16 protein-coding genes are annotated in these 17223 nt (G+C 71.6%); 7 read left to right on the top strand and 9 right to left on the bottom strand.

Annotated elements, in window-relative coordinates; genetic code table 11:
• Nucleotides 1-97: 97 nt before the first annotated feature.
• Complete coding sequence (locus DPM19_RS34915; RefSeq protein WP_146778950.1) at nucleotides 98-1453, top strand: hypothetical protein; 1356 nt, start codon at nucleotides 98-100, stop codon at nucleotides 1451-1453.
• A gap of 178 nt (nucleotides 1454-1631) precedes the next feature.
• Here the strand turns inward: DPM19_RS34915 and DPM19_RS22475 are convergent, their stop codons facing one another.
• The 3 genes from DPM19_RS22475 to DPM19_RS22465 are packed head-to-tail and all read right to left on the bottom strand — an operon-like array spanning nucleotide 1632 to nucleotide 2827.
• Nucleotides 1632-1820: a DUF397 domain-containing protein gene (locus tag DPM19_RS22475; RefSeq protein ID WP_111869974.1), complete on the bottom strand. Its 189-nt coding sequence runs from the start codon at nucleotides 1818-1820 to the stop codon at nucleotides 1632-1634.
• Between the two features lie 9 nt (nucleotides 1821-1829).
• Nucleotides 1830-2021, bottom strand: a complete 192-nt coding sequence (locus tag DPM19_RS22470; RefSeq protein WP_111869973.1) for a DUF397 domain-containing protein — start codon at nucleotides 2019-2021, stop codon at nucleotides 1830-1832.
• Nucleotides 2018-2827 carry a helix-turn-helix domain-containing protein gene (locus DPM19_RS22465; RefSeq protein ID WP_146778949.1) on the bottom strand — a complete coding sequence of 270 codons (810 nt, stop codon included), beginning with the start codon at nucleotides 2825-2827 and terminating at the stop codon, nucleotides 2018-2020. The genes DPM19_RS22470 and DPM19_RS22465 overlap by 4 nt, the downstream gene beginning before the upstream one ends.
• A gap of 246 nt (nucleotides 2828-3073) precedes the next feature.
• Between DPM19_RS22465 and DPM19_RS22460 the strand changes: the two genes are divergently transcribed.
• Both DPM19_RS22460 and DPM19_RS22455 read left to right on the top strand, forming a co-directional pair.
• Complete coding sequence (locus DPM19_RS22460; RefSeq protein WP_111869971.1) at nucleotides 3074-3451, top strand: ATP-binding protein; 378 nt, start codon at nucleotides 3074-3076, stop codon at nucleotides 3449-3451.
• A 329-nt stretch (nucleotides 3452-3780) separates the two neighbouring features.
• Nucleotides 3781-4605 carry a methyltransferase domain-containing protein gene (locus DPM19_RS22455; RefSeq protein ID WP_233510648.1) on the top strand — a complete coding sequence of 275 codons (825 nt, stop codon included), beginning with the start codon at nucleotides 3781-3783 and terminating at the stop codon, nucleotides 4603-4605.
• 167 nt (nucleotides 4606-4772) lie between these two features.
• Here the strand turns inward: DPM19_RS22455 and DPM19_RS22450 are convergent, their stop codons facing one another.
• From DPM19_RS22450 to DPM19_RS22430, 5 genes are all read right to left on the bottom strand, one after another.
• Nucleotides 4773-5153, bottom strand: a complete 381-nt coding sequence (locus DPM19_RS22450) for a VOC family protein (protein WP_111869970.1) — start codon at nucleotides 5151-5153, stop codon at nucleotides 4773-4775.
• Nucleotides 5154-5471: 318 nt separating this feature from the next.
• Nucleotides 5472-6980, bottom strand: a complete 1509-nt coding sequence (locus tag DPM19_RS22445; RefSeq protein ID WP_111869969.1) for an AMP-binding protein — start codon at nucleotides 6978-6980, stop codon at nucleotides 5472-5474.
• 45 nt (nucleotides 6981-7025) lie between these two features.
• Nucleotides 7026-8009 (bottom strand): winged helix-turn-helix transcriptional regulator, encoded by a 984-nt coding sequence (locus tag DPM19_RS22440; protein WP_199485227.1) that lies wholly within the window; start codon nucleotides 8007-8009, stop codon nucleotides 7026-7028.
• A gap of 15 nt (nucleotides 8010-8024) precedes the next feature.
• Nucleotides 8025-9539, bottom strand: a complete 1515-nt coding sequence (locus DPM19_RS22435) for a carotenoid oxygenase family protein (RefSeq protein WP_111869968.1) — start codon at nucleotides 9537-9539, stop codon at nucleotides 8025-8027.
• An 11-nt stretch (nucleotides 9540-9550) separates the two neighbouring features.
• Nucleotides 9551-10762 carry an acetyl-CoA acetyltransferase gene (locus DPM19_RS22430; RefSeq protein ID WP_111869967.1) on the bottom strand — a complete coding sequence of 404 codons (1212 nt, stop codon included), beginning with the start codon at nucleotides 10760-10762 and terminating at the stop codon, nucleotides 9551-9553.
• A 192-nt stretch (nucleotides 10763-10954) separates the two neighbouring features.
• On the opposite strand from DPM19_RS22430, the gene DPM19_RS22425 reads away from it, so the two are divergent.
• From DPM19_RS22425 to DPM19_RS22415, 3 genes are read left to right on the top strand one after another with little or no spacing between them, the layout of a single operon-like run.
• Nucleotides 10955-12160, top strand: a complete 1206-nt coding sequence (locus DPM19_RS22425) for an acetyl-CoA C-acyltransferase (protein ID WP_111869966.1) — start codon at nucleotides 10955-10957, stop codon at nucleotides 12158-12160.
• Entirely contained in the window at nucleotides 12157-13053 is an 897-nt protein-coding gene (locus tag DPM19_RS22420) for an SDR family NAD(P)-dependent oxidoreductase (RefSeq protein ID WP_111869965.1), read from the top strand. The genes DPM19_RS22425 and DPM19_RS22420 overlap by 4 nt, the downstream gene beginning before the upstream one ends.
• Nucleotides 13050-13859, top strand: a complete 810-nt coding sequence (locus DPM19_RS22415; RefSeq protein ID WP_233510647.1) for a DUF1295 domain-containing protein — start codon at nucleotides 13050-13052, stop codon at nucleotides 13857-13859. Before DPM19_RS22420 ends, DPM19_RS22415 begins: the two co-directional genes overlap by 4 nt.
• Before the next feature lie 76 nt (nucleotides 13860-13935).
• Here the strand turns inward: DPM19_RS22415 and DPM19_RS22410 are convergent, their stop codons facing one another.
• Nucleotides 13936-15237 (bottom strand): NAD(P)/FAD-dependent oxidoreductase, encoded by a 1302-nt coding sequence (locus DPM19_RS22410; RefSeq protein WP_199485226.1) that lies wholly within the window; start codon nucleotides 15235-15237, stop codon nucleotides 13936-13938.
• Between the two features lie 205 nt (nucleotides 15238-15442).
• Between DPM19_RS22410 and ptsP the strand changes: the two genes are divergently transcribed.
• Entirely contained in the window at nucleotides 15443-17095 is a 1653-nt protein-coding gene (ptsP, locus tag DPM19_RS22405; protein ID WP_267900906.1) for a phosphoenolpyruvate--protein phosphotransferase, read from the top strand.
• Nucleotides 17096-17223 lie beyond the last annotated feature (128 nt).

The raw sequence follows: 17223 nt of genomic DNA, 5'->3' as shown, positions 1-17223 counted from the left end.
CGTAAAGCCGGCCGAACGCCGCCCTGGCAATCTGACGAGATCACCCGACAGGAGCCGACGGTTCGGCTGAGCGGGCGCTTGATCTCGCGGGGGCACGATGAACAAGAGCGATCGGGGCGAGGGTTCCCTCAGCTACATAGGCGTCGTCCTGCTCATGGGGGCCATCGTCGCCGGCGTCCTGAGCAGCGATGTCTCCGGAGCGATCGCCAGAGGCTGTGAGGACGCCATCTGCCGGCTGACCGGGGGCGACTGCTCGAAGAACCAGCCCCAGGCCCGTAACCGTGGCTCCGGCGGCGGAATGGAGATAGATCCGCTCCTGAAGACCAGGCCAGGCGGCTCCTTGGACAACTTCCTCCCACGCCCGCCGATCCCCAAGCCGACCTGCAACCCCGATCCCGGGGCACGGTGGGCCGAGGGGCTGCACGCGCACAACGACTACGACAACGAGAATCCGCTCGATGACGCACTCGACAACGGCGCAACAAGCGTCGAAGCCGACGTGGTCATCGACCTGGACGGCCAACTCTCCATCAAGCACGACACCAACGGCAAATCCCAGGGAAGCCTCAAGAAACTGTATATCGACCCGCTCATGGAGCTCGCCAAGAAAAATGGTGGGCAGATCTATCCGGGTCGCGATCCCAGCAAACCTTTTCAGCTCGTGATCGAACTGAAAGAACCCCAACTGGAGACCGGAAAACATCACAAATGGCCCACGGATGAGGAGGCCAGGAAAAAAATTCTGGACCAGCGGCGCCTCGACGCATACTGGGCGGCCGTAAGACAGACGGAAATACTCCGGACCCGATACCCGAATGTGCAGGTGGTCTTCAGCGGAGGCACCCCCAAGGACATCGTCGTAGGCCAGCCCGACCCGCTGACCGGAAAGGTTCCGAAGAACGTCTTCTACGACATCTCTCCCGGAAAGAACTGCACGCTTCCTCCCCAGGTCGACCCACATGCTCCGCGCCTGCCCACGGACCCTCCCTACAATCCCAGTTACGCGAAGAACTTCGTCACCCTCAACGGCAAATGGTCAGAATGCGGCGACCGCAATGGCGACGGCAAGGTCAGCGACGAAGAGCAGCGGAAGCTGAACGAGATTGTTCAGCAGGCGCACGCCGCCGGACTCAAGGTTCGCATCTGGGGTGGGCCCGACGATAAAGACCGATTCCACTTCAAACCGTACCCCGAAAAGTTCATCCCCTGCTTTTACGGCAGAAGATGCCACTCCAGAAGCAGAGAGACGGCCTGGCAAGCGCAGCGGGATGCGGGCGTGGACTATCTCAACACCAACCACCTCACGATCGGGAGCGACTGGATACGACACTGCCGCACCAAAGCACCGGAGCCAACACCGAAGCCGACATCAAGCGCAAAGCCCCCACAGCACCCCGAACACAAGCCGACACACCAACCCGAGCCGAAACCGGGCCCCTCACCCCGTCCCTGAACCGATGCGATCAAGCGGTGATCCCGCAGAGGTAATCACCGCCAACGTGCACTGCGGCTCTGCATCTCGATGAGCTGCCAGAAGGCGTTCTCGTCCATGCAGCCGAGCATGACGCACGGATCTGACGAACTTGCGCGAAGCCCGACCGCAGCAGCCAGGGCTCTCGAATTCCTACGGGTCAGAGGGGCGGCTCATCCCGCTTCACGCGGGCGATCAGAGCGGCGAAATCGTCGGCCGAGAGGGTCAGGTGACCGCCCTCGGGAGCCTTGCTGTCTCGAACGCCGACCGCCAGCGGAAGACGCGCGATCTCGACGCAATCCGTCTGACCGGTGTCGGCGCTATGGCTGGACTTTCTCCATCGGGTCACCGAGGCCGCTCAGGGGGTGGGCTCGTCGTGCTTGAGGCGGTGCAGGAGGGCGGCGAAACCGTCGGCCGGCAGGATGAGGTGACCGCCGCCGGGGTTCTTGGAGTCCCTGAGTGCCACGTTTCCATCGAGCCGTGCGACCTCAACGCAGTCAGACTGGATCGTGGTGCTACCGCTCCGGCTGGACTTCCGCCACGTGATCATGAAAACCGCTCCATCGCTTCTTTGAGCAGGCGCAAGGATGCGTCTTTGGGTAGCGCGACATCTCCAATGAGGTCAAACCATACGCGGTACGAGGGTATCTCAGTCGCATCCTGGACAAGCCTCCCTCCTCCGGGCGCCTGGGTGTAGACCACATCAGAACCGTCAACAGTCATGATCTTGAAGGAGCCGTCCCGACCGACGTGGGCACCGACGGATCTCGGCACTATTCGTATGGTGATGTTGGGCTGCTGGGCCAACTCCACCAAACGCGCGAGCTGCTCACGCATGATCTCGGGGCCACCGACCGGTTGCTCCAGAACGCCCTCGTCCAAGATCACCCATATTCTCGGGCGGGGCTTGCGGTTCAGGCATTCTTGACGGCTCAGACGTGCCCGGACACCTTCTTCGACATCTTCCACTCCGGCCGCCTCGAACATCGCGCGGGCATAGCCCTCGGTCTGGAAGAGGCCGGGCACCCAGCCCAACTCCCAGATCCTCAGGTGCGAGGCCTTGCCCTCGTGCTCCAGGTGGGTCTTGAACCACTCGACGTCGTGCCCGGCCTTGGCGAACTTGACCAGGCGCTGGAAGAGCCCCCCGGTGTTCCAAGCCCTGTCGAGCTTGACCGCGTGCGCCGCCTGGAGCTTGGTGTGCCCGGATTCAACATGGGCGACCAACGACCGATCCCGGTTGATGATCTCACCGACAGCAGCCAGTGACAGTTCCCTTTCTTGCCGTCGTACACGCAGTTCGCAGGCGATAAGATCCCACAGGTTCCCGTCCGGATCGAGCCCGCTCCGCTGGTCCACCGCCGCCACCCTCTCGTTGAATTTGCTGAACTCGCGTAGTCAACGTATGGCAGGCAAGCCACCCTTGTCCCAGCGATTCAAAGACCGGGACGCCCCAGCCGGCGGATCCCCAGATCCGGGAGCGCCAATGCGCAGACGAGACCCCCTGCACCCCCTGCACGCCTTCCACCCGCCGACGACCTGCCGCCCGCCTGTCCGAACCGGCACCGCGAGCACGGCCACCAGGGTTCACACGGCGGCACGGGCATGAGTTCCCGGCCGCTGCGCGTCCGCCTCGCTCCGGTTCCGGCGTCGGTGGGCATGGCCAGGGACCGCACGCGCAACCATCTGGTGTCCCTGGGCTGCCCGCACCTGGTGGAGAACGCCGTCCTGGTCGTTTCGGAGCTGGTCAGCAACGCGGTGCGCAAGTCCCCGCCGGACCGGGCGGTGGAGGTCCGGGTGTACCTCGACGGCGGCAAGCCGCTGATCCAGGTGGAGGACTGCTCACCCGAGGCGCCCCGACGGCAGGACCCCACCGAGAACGACCTGTCCGGCCGTGGCCTGCGCATCGTCGAAGCGCTGTCGAGCGAGTGCGGCTACCACCCCACACCCACCGGAAAAGTGGTCTGGGCACGCTGCCTGTAACGAATACCTGGCCATGGCCACCACCGCCCTGGGGCACTCCCCATGATCCTGGAGTATTCGAGGTGCCATGGCCCCTCGAATACTCCAGGATCATCCACCGAGCCGCGCCCAGGAACAGAAACCTAACCCGATAGGTATAACGAAATTCCGTACCTTCCTTTCCTTTGTTGGAGAGCGAAAGCTAGCGTAATCTGCAGAAAATCCACAGAGAGGAGTTGCCGCATGGGGAAGCATGACACTCCAAGCAAAGAGGGCAAATGGGATAGGCCGATCCCGCCGCCCGAGAAGGAGAATCCTCCCGGTGGCGGTAAGCACGAGAAGGACGGTAAGTGAACCGGCTCGACGCCATGGTGGCGGGGCTGGAGCGGCTCGGGGACATCAGCAGGTGGCGGGCGCCGCTCCGAAACGCGCCTCGCCACCTTTTCGTCCCTGACAGGGCGTGGGCGACGCCGGACGGCGGGGCCGGATATCTCATCGACCGGAACCAGGACCCGGATGCGTGGCTGGATGCCGCCTACGCGGACATGGCGATCGTCACCCAGCTCGACGACGGGGCGACCGACGTGGCCACGGGGGCCGGTGAGTACACGTCTTCGCTGTCCGCGCCGAGCGTCATCCTCGCCGGTCTGTCGCTGCTGAACCCCGGTGCCGGATCCCGCGTGCTGGAGATCGGAACAGGGACCGGCTGGACGGCCGGGTTGCTGTCCAGCCAGGTCGGGGACGAGAACGTCACGAGCATGGAAGTCGATCCGGCCGTGCTCGCCGAGGCGGCCGTGAACCTCAAGAAAGCCGGGTGCGGCCCCCGGCTCGTCCTCGGGGACGGAGCGGAGGGATTGCCCGAGAAGGCACCGTACGACCGCGTCCACGTCACGTGTGGTGTGGCCACCGTCCCCTACGAGTGGGTACGGCAGACACGGCCGGGCGGAATCATCGTGCTCCCCTGGATGCCCTCCCCGGACACGGGCCAGCTCACCAGCCTGACGGTCAGGGACGACGGAACGGCCGTGGGCAGGTTCTACGGCGAGGTGAACTACATGATGCTTCGGGCGCAACGCGAGAAAGCCCGGCGGCACGGGAACAGCGCCGGAACCGGCCTCCTCGTGACCCCCGAGGGTCAGCGGATCTGGCTGGACGACCCGGACGATCTCAGCTGAGTCCGCCGGGACGGCGCCCGCCCCGCCCCGGAGACGGACACGTCGAAGCCGGCCCGCCCACCGGACTCACCGCGGCGACCAGAGCTCCTGACCGTGACCACCACTGCCCCGGACGACCCCATGACCCTTCGGCATCTGAGGTACCGCCGAGGCGTGACCGATGAGCGTCAGAGGGGGTTGAGGCGGGCCTTGAGCAGGCAGAACTCGTTGCCTTCGGGGTCGGCCAGGACATGCCACTGCTCCTCGCCCGTCTGGCCGATGTCGGCCCGGCGCGCACCGAGCGCCAGCAGGCGTTCGAGTTCGGCGTCCTGATCGCGGTCGGTGGCGTTGACGTCGATGTGCAGCCGGGACTTCCCGGGCTCCGGCTCGTCCCTGCGGCTGAGGATGATCGTCGGCTGCGGGCCGCCGAACCCCTCGCGCGGCCCGATCTCCAGCGTGCCGTCGTCCTCGCGGTCGAGCACGACGAAGTCCAGGACCTCGCACCAGAACCGCGCCAGCACCTCGGGGTCGCGGCAACCGAGCACGAGCTCACTGATCCGACACGCCATCGACGAAACCCACTCTCCGCCCGGAAACCACCGGGGAGGCCGCACACGGACCCCACCAGCGAAAACAACCCCGCGAGCGTACCTGACGAGGTGAGCACGGGCGAGATGATTTCAGGGGCCGCCACCCCGCCCCGGGCAGCCGAGGGCGAAACCTGGCTGATCCTTCAGGATTCGGTGCGTCAGAGCACCCCGAAAGCTGAAGGATCAGCAAGCCAAGGCTTTGGCCTGGCTGATCCTTCAGCATCCGGGGTGCTGGAGCGCCCTGGATCCTGAAGGATCAGCGTTGGCTGGGCCGGCTGGGTGCTGCCGGGCGTCCGGTCAGGGGTTCTCGTGCCAGGGGCGGCGGAGTTCGCGCTTGAGGACCTTGCCGGAGGCGTTGCGGGGGAGGGCGTCCACGAACGTCACGGCGGCCGGGCACTTGTAGTGGGCCAGGCGGTCGCGCAGCCAGGAGATCAGCTCGGCCTCCGCAACCTCGGGAGCGCCGGGGCGGCGGACCACCACGGCGTGCGGGACCTCGCCCCAGCGGTCGGACGGCACGCCGATCACCGCGGACTCCAGCACGCCGGGGTGGCCGGCGAGGACGCTCTCCACCTCCGCCGGATACACGTTCTCGCCGCCGCTGATGATCATGTCTTTGAGGCGGTCGTGCAGGTACAGGTAGCCGTCGGCGTCCAGGGAACCCGCGTCGCCGGTGCGCAGCCAGCCGCCGGGCAGGAACGCCTCGGCGGTGGCCTCGGGGTTGCGCCAGTAGCCGGTCGTCACGCACGGGCCGCGGACCACGACCTCGCCGACCACGTCGGGGGCGGCGGGCTCGCCGGTCTCCAGGTCCACGACGGCGACCTCCATGCCGGGCACCGCCTTCCCGGCGGAGCGCAGCCGGCCGGGCACGGGGTTGTCGGGGCGGTGCTGGTCGGGGCCGAGCAGGGTGGTCACCCCGATGGTCTCGGTCAGCCCGTAGGACTGGAAGAACTCCGCGCCGAACAGCGCCACCGCCCGGGCCAGCAGCGGCTCGGAGATGGGCGACGCGCCGTACACGATCTGCCGCAGCGCCGAGAAGTCGGCGTCCCGGGCGGCGGGCAGCTCGCACATCACCTGGATGACGGCGGGGACCATGGCGGTGTGCGTGACCCGGTGGTCCACGAGCTGGGCCAGCATCGACCCGGGGGTCGGCTCGCGCGACTGCACCAGGGTGCCGCCGCGGGCCAGGGTGATCAGCGCCCAGCCCGCCCCGGCGATGTGGAAGTAGGGGATCGGTACCATGCTGACCGAGTCGGGGCCGACGTCGAAGCACGCGCCGAACAGCTCGACGCCGGCGGCCAGCCCGGCCGCGGTGATGTGCACGCCCTTGGGCCGGCCGGTCGTCCCGGACGAGTACATGAGCACCAGCAGCCCGTCGCCGGGCGCCTCCCGGCGGGGGTCGCGCGGCTCGCCACTGGCCAGCCAGCGCTCGTACGGCTCGCCCACGGCGATCACGGGGACGTCCAGGTCGGTGAGCGAAGAGGCGTGCTCCGGCCCGGCGACGACCAGGGACACGTCCGCGTCGGCGATGATCCAGCGCATTTCCTTGGCGGCGAGCCGGAAGTTCAGCGGCACCAGCACCACTCCGGCCTTGGCCGCCCCGAACAGCAACTCGAAGTACTCGGTGGCGTTGCGGTCCACGTAGCCGACCCGGGCGCCGGGCGGCAGCGCGGCGAGCAGGTCGGCGACCCGGTCGGACCGCTCGTCCAGCTCCCCGTAGCGGATCGCCCGGCCGTCGCCGGTGACGGCGAGGACGTCGGGGGCCTTGGCGGCGGAGTCGCGGAGGAGGTCAGGGACGGACGGGGGCATGGCGTGAGTCTCCCCTCCCCGCCACCAGGGGCGGAGCGTGGCTGATCAGGCGCCGGGTTCCACGGACACCTCGGTGCCCCGCAGGAGCGCGGAGCACTGGTTGCAGGACAGCCGGACCTGGAAGTCCTGGCCGCACTCGCGATGCGTGTAGACCAGCGCGGGGCCTTCCGCGGCCCGGAACCAGCGCTGGCCCCAGTCGATGGCGGTCATGATGACCGGGTAGAAGGCGCGTCCCTTCTCGGTGAGGTGGTAGCTGAGCCAGTCGGCCCGCTCGGCACCGGGCGACTGGGCGAAGACGCCCAGCTCGCAGAAGACCCGCAGCCGGTCGGAGATGATCGTCGGCGGGGCGCCGAGCCGCTGCTCGAAGTCCCGGAAGCGGTGCGCGCCCTGGAACGCGGCGCCCAGCAGGGTCGCCGACCAGCGGTTGCCGATCAGCGCCATCGTCTCGGGGAACAGGCCCGCCCCCTCGGTCGACGACGACCTGCGCCGGGTGGTCACTTCGGGGACGGAGCGGTTCCAGCTCCCGCTCGGCCCGAAGCCGCCGTCGACGTCGCGGGGGTCCACCGCCCGGCCGCAGGCGGCGCAGCCGAACACCGGCCGGAACTCCTGGCCGCAGCCCCGGTGCACCATCCTGGGCAGCTGCTCCACGTGGGCGGTCACCCATCGCGACTCCCATGCCCAGATCGTCAGCAGCACCGGCCACAGGTCACGTCCCCGGCGGGTGAGGACGTACTCGAAGCGCCGGGCGCTCGCCTGGTACTCCACCCGCTCGAAGACGCCCATCTCGGTCAGCGCGGAGAGCCGGCGGGTGAGCACCGCGTGCGAGATCGGCAGCGCCTTGCGCCACTCCCCGTACCGGCGGACGCCCAGCAGCGCGTACCGCAGGATCAGCAGGTTCCACTCGTCGCCGATCAGCCCGAGGGTGAGCCCGACCGCGTTGGTCCCCCCGGCCGGCAACCGGGTCGGCCGGTCCGGAGGGTGGACGAGTGGCCGGGGGGAGCCGTCCGTGGAGACGTCGCGCTGGGTCAACGAAAAGGTCGCCTTTCACAGGTCGACCGCGGTGGCCGGGGACTCCGCGTCGGACCAGCCGGGCAGGGATGCTCCGGACGCCCACGTGGCGTGCGTACCGCTGGAGATCCGTTCCGGCAGCCGGACGCGGGCGATGGGTCCGTCCGCGAGCCGCGCCGCGTCGAAGATCAGACACTCGGAAAGATCTTCGTTCATGTCGGTGGTCAAAGTAACAATGTAGCCGTCGTCTTCACTGGTCGCGCCCACTCTGGGCGCCATCGCGGGCTCGCTGCCGTAGACGCCCTCCGGCAGAGTGAACCGCTCCTCCGCACCGGTCAGCACGTCGTGCCGGACCAGCCCGTTGAACAGGAACCAGCCCTCCACGCCGGACGTGGCGTAGGCGTACCGGTGCCGGCGGCCGCCGAAGCTGTTGTTCAGCACGCCGAACTCGGTGATCGAGTCGGTCAGCTGCTCCTCGGTGCACCGCCCGGTCACCAGGTTCAGCCGCCAGCGGTGCAGCCGCGTCTGCATGCGGTCGATCGCCAGGAAGCGGAACATCCGCCGGTACTTGTCGCCGAACCCGTCGTCCTTGGGTTCGGGGTCGCCCTGGAAGAAGCCGTCAAGGACGATCTCGTCGCCGTCCTCGTAGGCGTTCACCCAGTGCAGCACGTACGTGGGGGCGGCCTCGAACCAGCGGATCTCGGCCGCGCCGCCGCGCCGCGGCAGGACGCCCAGCCGGGTGGGCAGCTCCGGGTGGAACCGGGACGCGTAGGCGCCCTTGGCGAGCAGTTCCGGTTCCCAGAACAGCGGGCAGTCGTTGAGGATCGCGTAGTTCTCGGTGAACGCCATGTCGTGCGGCAGCCGGGGCCCGGGCAGCGGCACCTCGGTGTAGTGGACGAGCCGGTTGTCGGCGTCCACCACCCCGTAGTGCATGTAGGGGGCGGCCGTGCCGTAGTTGAAGAACAGCAGCTCGCCGGTGTGCTCGTCCACCTTGGTGTGCGCCGAGACGCCCTCGGCGGGGAAGGCGCCGCCCCAGCCGGACTTGCCGAGGTCGTCCAGGGTGAGCGGGTCGAGCCGGTAGAGGTCGCCGCACTGGTAGAAGCTGGTGAGCGCCGTCCCGGCGTGCACGACGACGTCGGTGCTGGAGGCGTCCTTCATCCGGCCGCGGGCGCCCCAGCCGTCCTGGCGGGGCGACTTGCTCGGCCGCTCGGCGATGCCGGCCCACAGCGGGCCGCCGGCCTCCCGCTCGGCCAGCAGGCCGTCGGTGCGGACGAACCGGTTGCGGTAGAACGCCTTCCCGTCCCGGAAGCCCACCACGTGGATCATGCCGTCGCCGTCGAAGGGGTGGTAGCGCTCCACCGCCGGGTGCACCGGGTTCTCGGTGTTGCGCAGGTAGACGCCGTCGAGGTCGGCCGGGATCTCGCCGGCCACCACCGTCAGGTCGTCGGCGCGCCACTCGGTGGTCTGCGGGCGCCAGGGGCCCGTCCGGTAGGGGTGGTCGTCGTCGCCCGGCAGGGTGGACAGCACCCGGCCCAGGATCTCCACGTCCATCGTGTCGCCCTTCAGTCCGTGCCGACGACGAAGCTGACGGCGGTGGTGGTGCTGCCGCCGATGTTGAGGGTGGCGAAGCGCCGGGCCCCGGCCACCTGGGTGTCCCCGGCGGTGCCGGTGACCTGGCGGGCGGCGTCCACGAGCATGCGGACGCCGGTGGCGCCCACCGGGTGGCCGATGCCGATCAGGCCGCCGCCGGGGTTGACCGGGATCCGCCCGTCGCGTTCGAGGTCGCCGTTCTCGACGGCCTTCCAGCCCTCGCCCGGTTCGGTGATGCCGAGGTGGTCGATCGCCATGTACTCGGACATGGTGAAGCAGTCGTGGGTCTCGACGCCGTCGAGCGCGCCGACGTCGGGGACCCCGGCGCGCCGGAAGGCGTCGAGGACGGTGTCGCGGACGTGCGGCAGGGCGTACCGCTCGGCGCGGGAGCGTTCGAGTTTCTGCTCCAGCGGCAGGCCCACGGTGCGGTGGCCCCAGCCCAGGATCTGGGCCCGCCCGCGCAGTTCGGGCCGGCTCTCCAGGTACCGGTCGCTGACCAGGACGACCCCGGCGCCGCCGTCGGTGATCTGGCTGCAGTCGTGCCGCCGCAGCCGCCCCTCCACCGGCGGGTTGGCCTGGTCGTCGGCGCTGAAGCTGGCGTCGCTGAGCTGCCAGCCGCGGGTCTGCGCGAGGGGGTTGCCCCGGGCGTTGCGGAAGTTGAGCTCGCCGATCGCGCGCAGGTGCGCATCGTCGAGGCCGTAGCGGCGGTCGTACTCCTCGGCCAGCTCGTTGAACATGTACGGCCACATGAACGTGGCCTCCTGCCCCTCGTGGCCGATCCAGGCGGCGGCGCCGAGGTGCCGGGCGGCGAGGTCGCCGGAGACGGTGCGTTCCAGTTCCAGGCCGAGCACCAGCGCGACGTCGTAGCGGCCGGACTCCAGGTCGGCCATGGCGGCGAGGGCGGCGATGCCGCCGGAGGCGCAGGCGGCCTCGTGCCGGCTCGCGGGCACTCCCCACAGTTCGGGCAGGACGGTGGCGGGCATTCCGCCGAGCTGGCCCTGGCCGGTGAACAGCTGGCCGAAGGCGTTGCCGACGTGGATGACCTGGACGTCGGCGGGCTCCAGCCCGGCGTCTTGCAGGGTCCCGGTCACCACGTCCTCGGTGAGGTCGGAGAACTCCAGGCCCGCGCGGACCCAGTTGCGGGCGAAGTCCGTCTGGTGGCCGCCCAGGATCGACACGGTCATCTCTTGCTCCCTCCCGGAGCGCGGCCCGTGGTGAGCCGTCCAGATCTCTTACTACAACAATGAGAGTAAGTCGTCAATGCGGAGATCACACAAGCCCAGCACAGCGCGGGAAGCAACGAAAGCGACCCTTGCCCCCACCGGCACAACCAAACTACATTTAAGAGAGTTATCGAGGAGGAGGGGAGGCGCCGCATGGCCGACGCCTACGTGCTGGACTATGTGCGCACGGCCCGGGGCAAGGGCTCGTCCCGCGGCTCCCTGCACGGCGTGAGCCCGGTCGACCTGGTCGTCCGGCTGCAACGGGCGCTCACCGAGCGCGGGCTCGACCCGGACCGGGTGGACGACGTGGTCGTCGGCTCGGCCTCGCAGGTGGACGAGCAGGGCGCCGACCTCGCCCGCACCGCCACCCTGCTGGCGGGCTGGGGACACGGCGTGCCCGGCGGCACCGTCAACCGGTTCTGCGCCTCGGGCATCGACGCCGTCGCCCAGACCTCCGCCCGCATCCGCGCCGGCGACCTCGGGCTGGCCGTGGCCGGCGGCGTCGAAAGCGTCTCCCGGGTGCCCATGTTCAGCGACCGCGGCCCGCTGTGGAACGACCCCGAGACCATCCAGCGGATCGGCTCGGTGCACATGGGCATCGCCGCCGACCTCAACGCCACCCTGGACGGCCGCACCCGCGCGGAACTCGACGCCTACGGGGTGGAGACCCAGACCAAGGCCGCCGCCGCCTGGGACCGCGGCGTGCACGACCGGTCGGTCGTCCCGGTCGAACTGCCCGACGGCACGGTCTTCGCCCGGGACGAACTCATCCGCCCCGGCACCACCCTGGACAAGCTGGCCCGGATGCCCGCCGCCTTCGCCGGGCTCGGCGCCGACGGGCAGGACGCCATCGCACTGGCCGCCCACCCCGAAGCCGGGAAGATCGAGCACCTGCACACCGTGGGCACCTCACCCGCCCTCGCCGACGGCGCCGCGCTGCTGGTCCTCGGCGACGCCGAGCAGGCCGCGGCCGCCGGGCTGCGCCCGCGCGCCCGGGTGCTCGGCTCCGCCACCGTCTCCACCGACCCGGTGATCATGCTGACCGCCGGCCAGCAGGCCATCGAGAAGGTGATCGCCCGGGCCGGCCTGACCCCGGCCGACATCGACGTCTTCGAGTTCGCCGAGGCCTTCGCCGCGCTCTGCCTGCGGCTGCGCGCCGACCTGGACGCCGGCCCGGAACGGATGAACCCCAACGGGGGCACCATCGCCATGGGCCATGCCTTCGGCGCCACCGGAGCGATCATGGTCGGCGGCTGCCTGGAAGAACTGGAACGCCGGGACGGCCGGTACGGGGTGGCCGCGGTCAGCGGCGCCGCCGGGCTGGGCGTCGCGGTCCTGATCGAGCGGATGGACGCATGAACTCCCTGGACGGACAGGTCATCGTGATCACCGGCGGGGGGCGCGGCCTCGGCCGGGCCTTCGCCCTGGACCTCGCGGCCCGCGGCGCCCGCCTGGTCGTCAACAACCGCAACCGGGTGGTGGACGACCAGGGCCTCGGCCCCGCCGACCACGTCGTCGCCGAGATCCGCGCCGCGGGCGGCGAGGCCGTGGCCGAACACGGCGACGTCGCCGACCCGGCCACCGCCGACCGGCTCGTCCAGCTGGCCCTGGACACCTGGGGACGGCTCGACGGCTGCGTCACCAGCGCCGCCGTCAGCGCCCCCGCCATGTTCCACAAGGCCACCGCCGACGGGTTCGCCGCGGTGATCCGCACCAACCTGCTGGGCAGCGCCCAGGTGGCCGCCGCCTGCTCGGCCGCCATGCGGGAGCGGCGGCACGGCCGCATCGTGCTGGTCGCCTCCACCGCCGGCCTGCACGGCGAACCGACCGTCTCGGCCTACGCCGCCAGCAAGGGCGCGATCATCGCGCTGGGCCGCACCATCGCGGTCGAGGGCGCCTCGCGGGGCGTGTTCACCAACGTGCTGCTGCCCTACGCCCTCACCCAGATGACCGACCAGGGCATGGACCCCCGGCACCGGGAACTGATGGAACCGGCCGCGGTCGCCCCGGTCGCCGCCGCGCTGTGCGACCCCCGCAGCACCCTCAACGGCGAGGTCATCGTCGCCGCGGGCGGCGGGCTGCGGATCGCGACCTCCGTCGAGTGGGGCACCGTCCCGCTGCCCGCCGGCGGCCCCCTCGACCCGGCCGAACTCGCCGCGCTGGTGGAGCGCAGCCGCAAGGGGCCCGCCCACGAGTACGTCCACGCCCAGGACGGTTTCCAGGACTTCGCCGAGGAGCTGAGCGCCCAGTGAACACCGTCCCGCTGCTGGTCAACCTGGCGGCCACGGCCGCCGCGGTGGCCCTCACCATGCTCGCCACCATGGCGTACGCGCTGCGCACCCGCACCCAGAGCGTCGTCGACACGGTGTGGGGGCTCGGCTTCGTCGTGATCGCCGTGGTCAGCTTCGTCGTGTCCGGCCTGCAGGGCGAGGGCCTGACCGCGCGCCGGGGCCTCGCGCTGGCCCTCACCGCGATCTGGGGGCTGCGGCTCGGCCTCTACATCCACTTCCGCAACCGCGGCCACGGCGAGGACCCCCGCTACGCGGCCCTGATGCGCAAGAACACCGGCCCCGTCGTCCCCTACGTGGTGCGCACCATCTACTGGCCGCAGGGCTCGATCATGTGGGTGGTGTCGCTGCCCGTCCAGGTCGCCATGTACCAGGAGGCCGCGCTCGGCGTGATCGCCTGGATCGCGGTGGCGGTGTGGGCCGTCGGCCTGCTGTTCGAGGCCGTCGGCGACCACCAGCTCGCCCGGTTCAAGGCGAACCCCGCCAACCAGGGCAAGGTCATGGACCGCGGGCTGTGGGCGTGGACCCGGCACCCCAACTACTTCGGCGACGCCACCGTCTGGTGGGGGCTGTTCCTGCTGGCCTGCGCGCACTGGTCCGGCCTGCTCACGGTCATCGCCCCGATCCTGATGACCCACATGCTCGTCAACCGCAGCGGCAAGGCCCTCCTGGAGCGCCGGATGGCCCGGCAGCGCGGCCCCGAGTACGCCGACTACCTGGCCCGGACCAGCGGCTTCCTGCCCCGCCCGCCGCGCCGCAGCCCGAGCTAGCCGCGGGACAGGCCGGATCGCCACAGCCCGAGCCGGCAGCGGGACGGGCCGCCACGGGAAGCCGCCGCGGCCCGGGTCAGTGCGGGACGGGCTCCTTCTCGGCCAGGGACGCGGCGGGGCCGTAGGCCAGCCCGAGCTGGACGATCTGCCGGGGCAGCAGGGCGTCCAGCGCCCAGTCGGCCGCGATGCGGGCCCGGTTACCCGGGATGACGGACAGGTGGTAGCCGCGGGTGAGCGCCTTGGCCGCCACCCCGGCCAGCGGGACGCCCAGCGGGTTGGCCGCCGCGTCGGCCCCGCCGAGGTCCACGACGAAGCCGAGGTCGCGGTGCTTGTACGGCCGGGCCTGGCCCCGGCCGTAGGAGGCGGCGACGTTGCGGGCCACCGCCTTGCCCTGCCGGTACGCGTGCTGGGCCGTCATCGGCGTCAGCTCGCCCGGCCGGGTGAGGTCGGGGACGGCGGCGGCGTCCCCGCAGGCGAAGACCTCCGGGTGGCCGGGCACCCGCAGGTACTCGTCCACCACCAGCCGGCCCTCGACGGTCGGCAGGCCGAGCCCCTGGACCACCGGATCGGGACGGACCCCCACGCACCAGATCAGCATGCGGGTGGGGACGAACTCGCCGTCGGAGAGCTCCACGCCCTCCTTGGTGGCGACCTTCACCGTCGTCCCGGTGCGCACGTCCATGCCGCGGCCGGTCAGGACGTCGTGGGCCGTCGCCGCGAGCCGCTCGTCGAGCCCCGGCAGCACCCGGGGGGCGAGGTCGACCAGCAGCCAGCGGAGCGGCTGCCCCCGCAGCCCCGGCAGGCGCGCGGCGGCCGCCCGGGTGAGCGACTGGCCCTGCGCGGCCACCTCGGTGCCCGTGTAACCCGCGCCCACCACCACGAACGTGCACCGCGCGGCGCGCTCGTCGGGATCGCGCGCGGCGGCGGCCAGTTCGAGCTGCATCAGCAGGTGGTCGCGCAGGTAGAGGGCCTCGCCGATGCTGCGGAAGCCGTGCGCGTGCTCCGCCACGCCCGGCACGGGCAGCAGCTTGTTGACGCTGCCCACCGCCAGCACCAGCCGGTCGTAGGACGTCCGCGAGCGGGTTCCCTCCGGGTCGGTGTGCACGACCTGGCGGGCCTCGACATCCACGCTCTCGACCTCGCCGAGCACGGGGGACACGCCGCGGCCGAGCGCGGCCAGCGGCACCGCCACCCGGCGCGGGTCAAGGATCCCCGCGGTCACCTCGGGCAGCAGCGGCAGGTAGAGGAAGTAGTCGGTCGGGTTGATGACGACGATCTCAGCGGCGCCCCGCGCCAGCCGGGCGAGGGTCCGCGCGGCCTGGAACCCCGCGAACCCCGCTCCGGCGACGACGATCCGCTGCCTGCGGGCCGTGGCCATGGGCATCTCCTCCCGGGAAGCTCAGCCCTGCCCTGCCCGGTGCAGCCACGCCGATACCTCGGTTCCCCGGCGAGGAGCCCGGGCCCGCCGCCCACTTTCCCGCCATGGATCCGCCACCTCGGTTCCCGGCACCGCCGCCGGGCGCGTAGCGTGCGGAAAGGACCCCCGGCCCACCGGGGCCCGGGCGAGGCCGAGGGGAGGCTCCGTGGCCGCCCCCGATCTGCTGCGCGGCCTGCCCGCCGCGCCCGGCTCCGCCGCGGGCCCCGTCCTGCCGATGGGGCGCCCGCCCGCGCTGCCCGCGCCCCGCGCCGTCACCGACCCCGAGCAGGAGATCGCCGCCGCCGTCGCGGCGCTGGACCGCGTCCACGCCGACCTGTCCGCCCGGTCCGCCGCGGCCCGGCCCGGTCCCGCCCGCGACATCCTCGCCGCGCAGGCCGCGATCGCCGCGGACCCCGACCTGCGGGCGGGCGTCCTCGCCCGCGTCATGGCCGGTGAGGACGCCGCGCACGCCCTGCGCCACGCCGTCGACGAGCACCGGCGGGCGTTCCTGGTGGCCGGCGGCAGGCTCGCCGAGCGCGCGGCGGACCTGGACGACATCGCCCACCGGGCGGTCGCCGGCCTGCTCGGCCTGCCGATGCCCGGCGTGCCCGACCCCGGGCACCCGTTCATCCTCGTCGCCGACGACCTCTCCCCCGCCGACACCGCGTCCCTGGACCCCGCCGTGGTGCTCGCGCTGGTCACCGAGCGCGGCGGGCCGACCTGCCACACCGCGATCCTGGCCCGCGCGCTCGGCCTGCCCGCGGTGGTGGGCTGCGCCGGGGCGCTGGCCGCCGCCACCCCGGCGCGCCTCGCCGTCGTGGACGGCGGCACCGGCCACGTCCGGTTCGGCGTCGCGAAGCACGAGATCGCGGCGGTCCGGGCCGCCGCGCCGCCGGCCCGCCCCGCTCCCGGCCGGGGGCCCGGCCGGACCGCGGACGGGCACCCCGTCGAGCTGATGCTCAACATCGGCTCGGCGGCGGACCTGGCCGGCCTCGACGTGACCGGTGTCCCGGGGGTGGGCCTGTTCCGCACCGAGTTCCTCTTCCTCGACCGGTGGACGGAACCCGCCGAGGACGAGCAGGCCGCCGCCTACGCGGAGGTCTTCGCCGCCTTCGGCCACGGCCGGGTCACCGTGCGCACCCTGGACGCCGGCGCCGACAAGCCGCTGCCGTTCCTCGACCTGCCCGAGGAGGCCAACCCGGCGCTCGGCCTGCGCGGCCTGCGCACCGCGCGCCGCCGCCCCGACGTCCTCGACACCCAGCTCAGGGCGATCGCCCGGGCCGCCGCGACGGCGCCGGCGGAGGTCACCGTGCTGGCGCCGATGGTCTCGACCCCGCGGGAGGCCGCCGACTTCGCCGCCCGGGCCCGCCGGCACGGGCTGGCCCGCGTCGGGGTGATGGTGGAGGTGCCGGCCGCCGCCCTGCTCGCCGACCGGCTGCTGGAGTCCGTGGACCTCCTCAACGTCGGCACCAACGACCTGGCCCAGTACGCCCTGGCCGCGGACCGGCACAGCGGCGACCTGCCCGACCTGCTCGACCCCTGGCAGCCCGCCCTGCTCCACCTCGTCGCCCGGTGCGCCGAGGCCGGGCGGCGCGCCGGCAAGCCGGTCTGCGTGTGCGGCGAGGCGGCGGCCGACCCGCTGCTCGCCCCGGTGCTGGTCGGGCTGGGCGTCACCCGGCTGTCCATGTCGGCGCGCGCCCTGCCCGCCGTCCGCGCGAACCTGGCCCGGTACGACCTCGCCGAGTGCCGCCGCATGGCCGGGCGGGCGCTCAGCGCCTCCGACGCCGCGCAGGCCCGGACCCGCGCCGGGTCCGGCTAGCTGTACTGCTCATGGACGTTGGTGACGGCGACACGGGCCGGATGTTGTTGAAATAGGGAGGACCTCCCAGGTGTGGTGTGGAGCTACCACACAGCCACTCCGCACCCGTAGGAGGTCCTCGTGCCCCA

Origin of the sequence: Actinomadura craniellae (assembly GCF_003289645.1) — a bacterium.
Classification (GTDB): domain Bacteria; phylum Actinomycetota; class Actinomycetes; order Streptosporangiales; family Streptosporangiaceae; genus Actinomadura_D; species Actinomadura_D craniellae.
This window is presented reverse-complemented; position numbering and strand designations above follow the sequence as displayed.

Bases quoted from the DNA above. Each gene is read 5' to 3' on its own strand.
- DPM19_RS34915 (WP_146778950.1), top strand. From the start codon at position 98: ATGAACAAGAGCGATCGGGGCGAGGGTTCCCTCAGCTACATAGGCGTC.
- DPM19_RS22470 (WP_111869973.1), bottom strand. From the start codon at position 2,021: ATGATCACGTGGCGGAAGTCCAGCCGGAGCGGTAGCACCACGATCCAG.
- DPM19_RS22460 (WP_111869971.1), top strand. From the start codon at position 3,074: ATGAGTTCCCGGCCGCTGCGCGTCCGCCTCGCTCCGGTTCCGGCGTCG.
- DPM19_RS22450 (WP_111869970.1), bottom strand. From the start codon at position 5,153: ATGGCGTGTCGGATCAGTGAGCTCGTGCTCGGTTGCCGCGACCCCGAG.
- DPM19_RS22445 (WP_111869969.1), bottom strand. From the start codon at position 6,980: ATGCCCCCGTCCGTCCCTGACCTCCTCCGCGACTCCGCCGCCAAGGCC.
- DPM19_RS22435 (WP_111869968.1), bottom strand. From the start codon at position 9,539: ATGGACGTGGAGATCCTGGGCCGGGTGCTGTCCACCCTGCCGGGCGAC.
- DPM19_RS22430 (WP_111869967.1), bottom strand. From the start codon at position 10,762: ATGACCGTGTCGATCCTGGGCGGCCACCAGACGGACTTCGCCCGCAAC.
- DPM19_RS22425 (WP_111869966.1), top strand. From the start codon at position 10,955: ATGGCCGACGCCTACGTGCTGGACTATGTGCGCACGGCCCGGGGCAAG.
- DPM19_RS22420 (WP_111869965.1), top strand. From the start codon at position 12,157: ATGAACTCCCTGGACGGACAGGTCATCGTGATCACCGGCGGGGGGCGC.
- DPM19_RS22410 (WP_199485226.1), bottom strand. From the start codon at position 15,237: ATGGCCACGGCCCGCAGGCAGCGGATCGTCGTCGCCGGAGCGGGGTTC.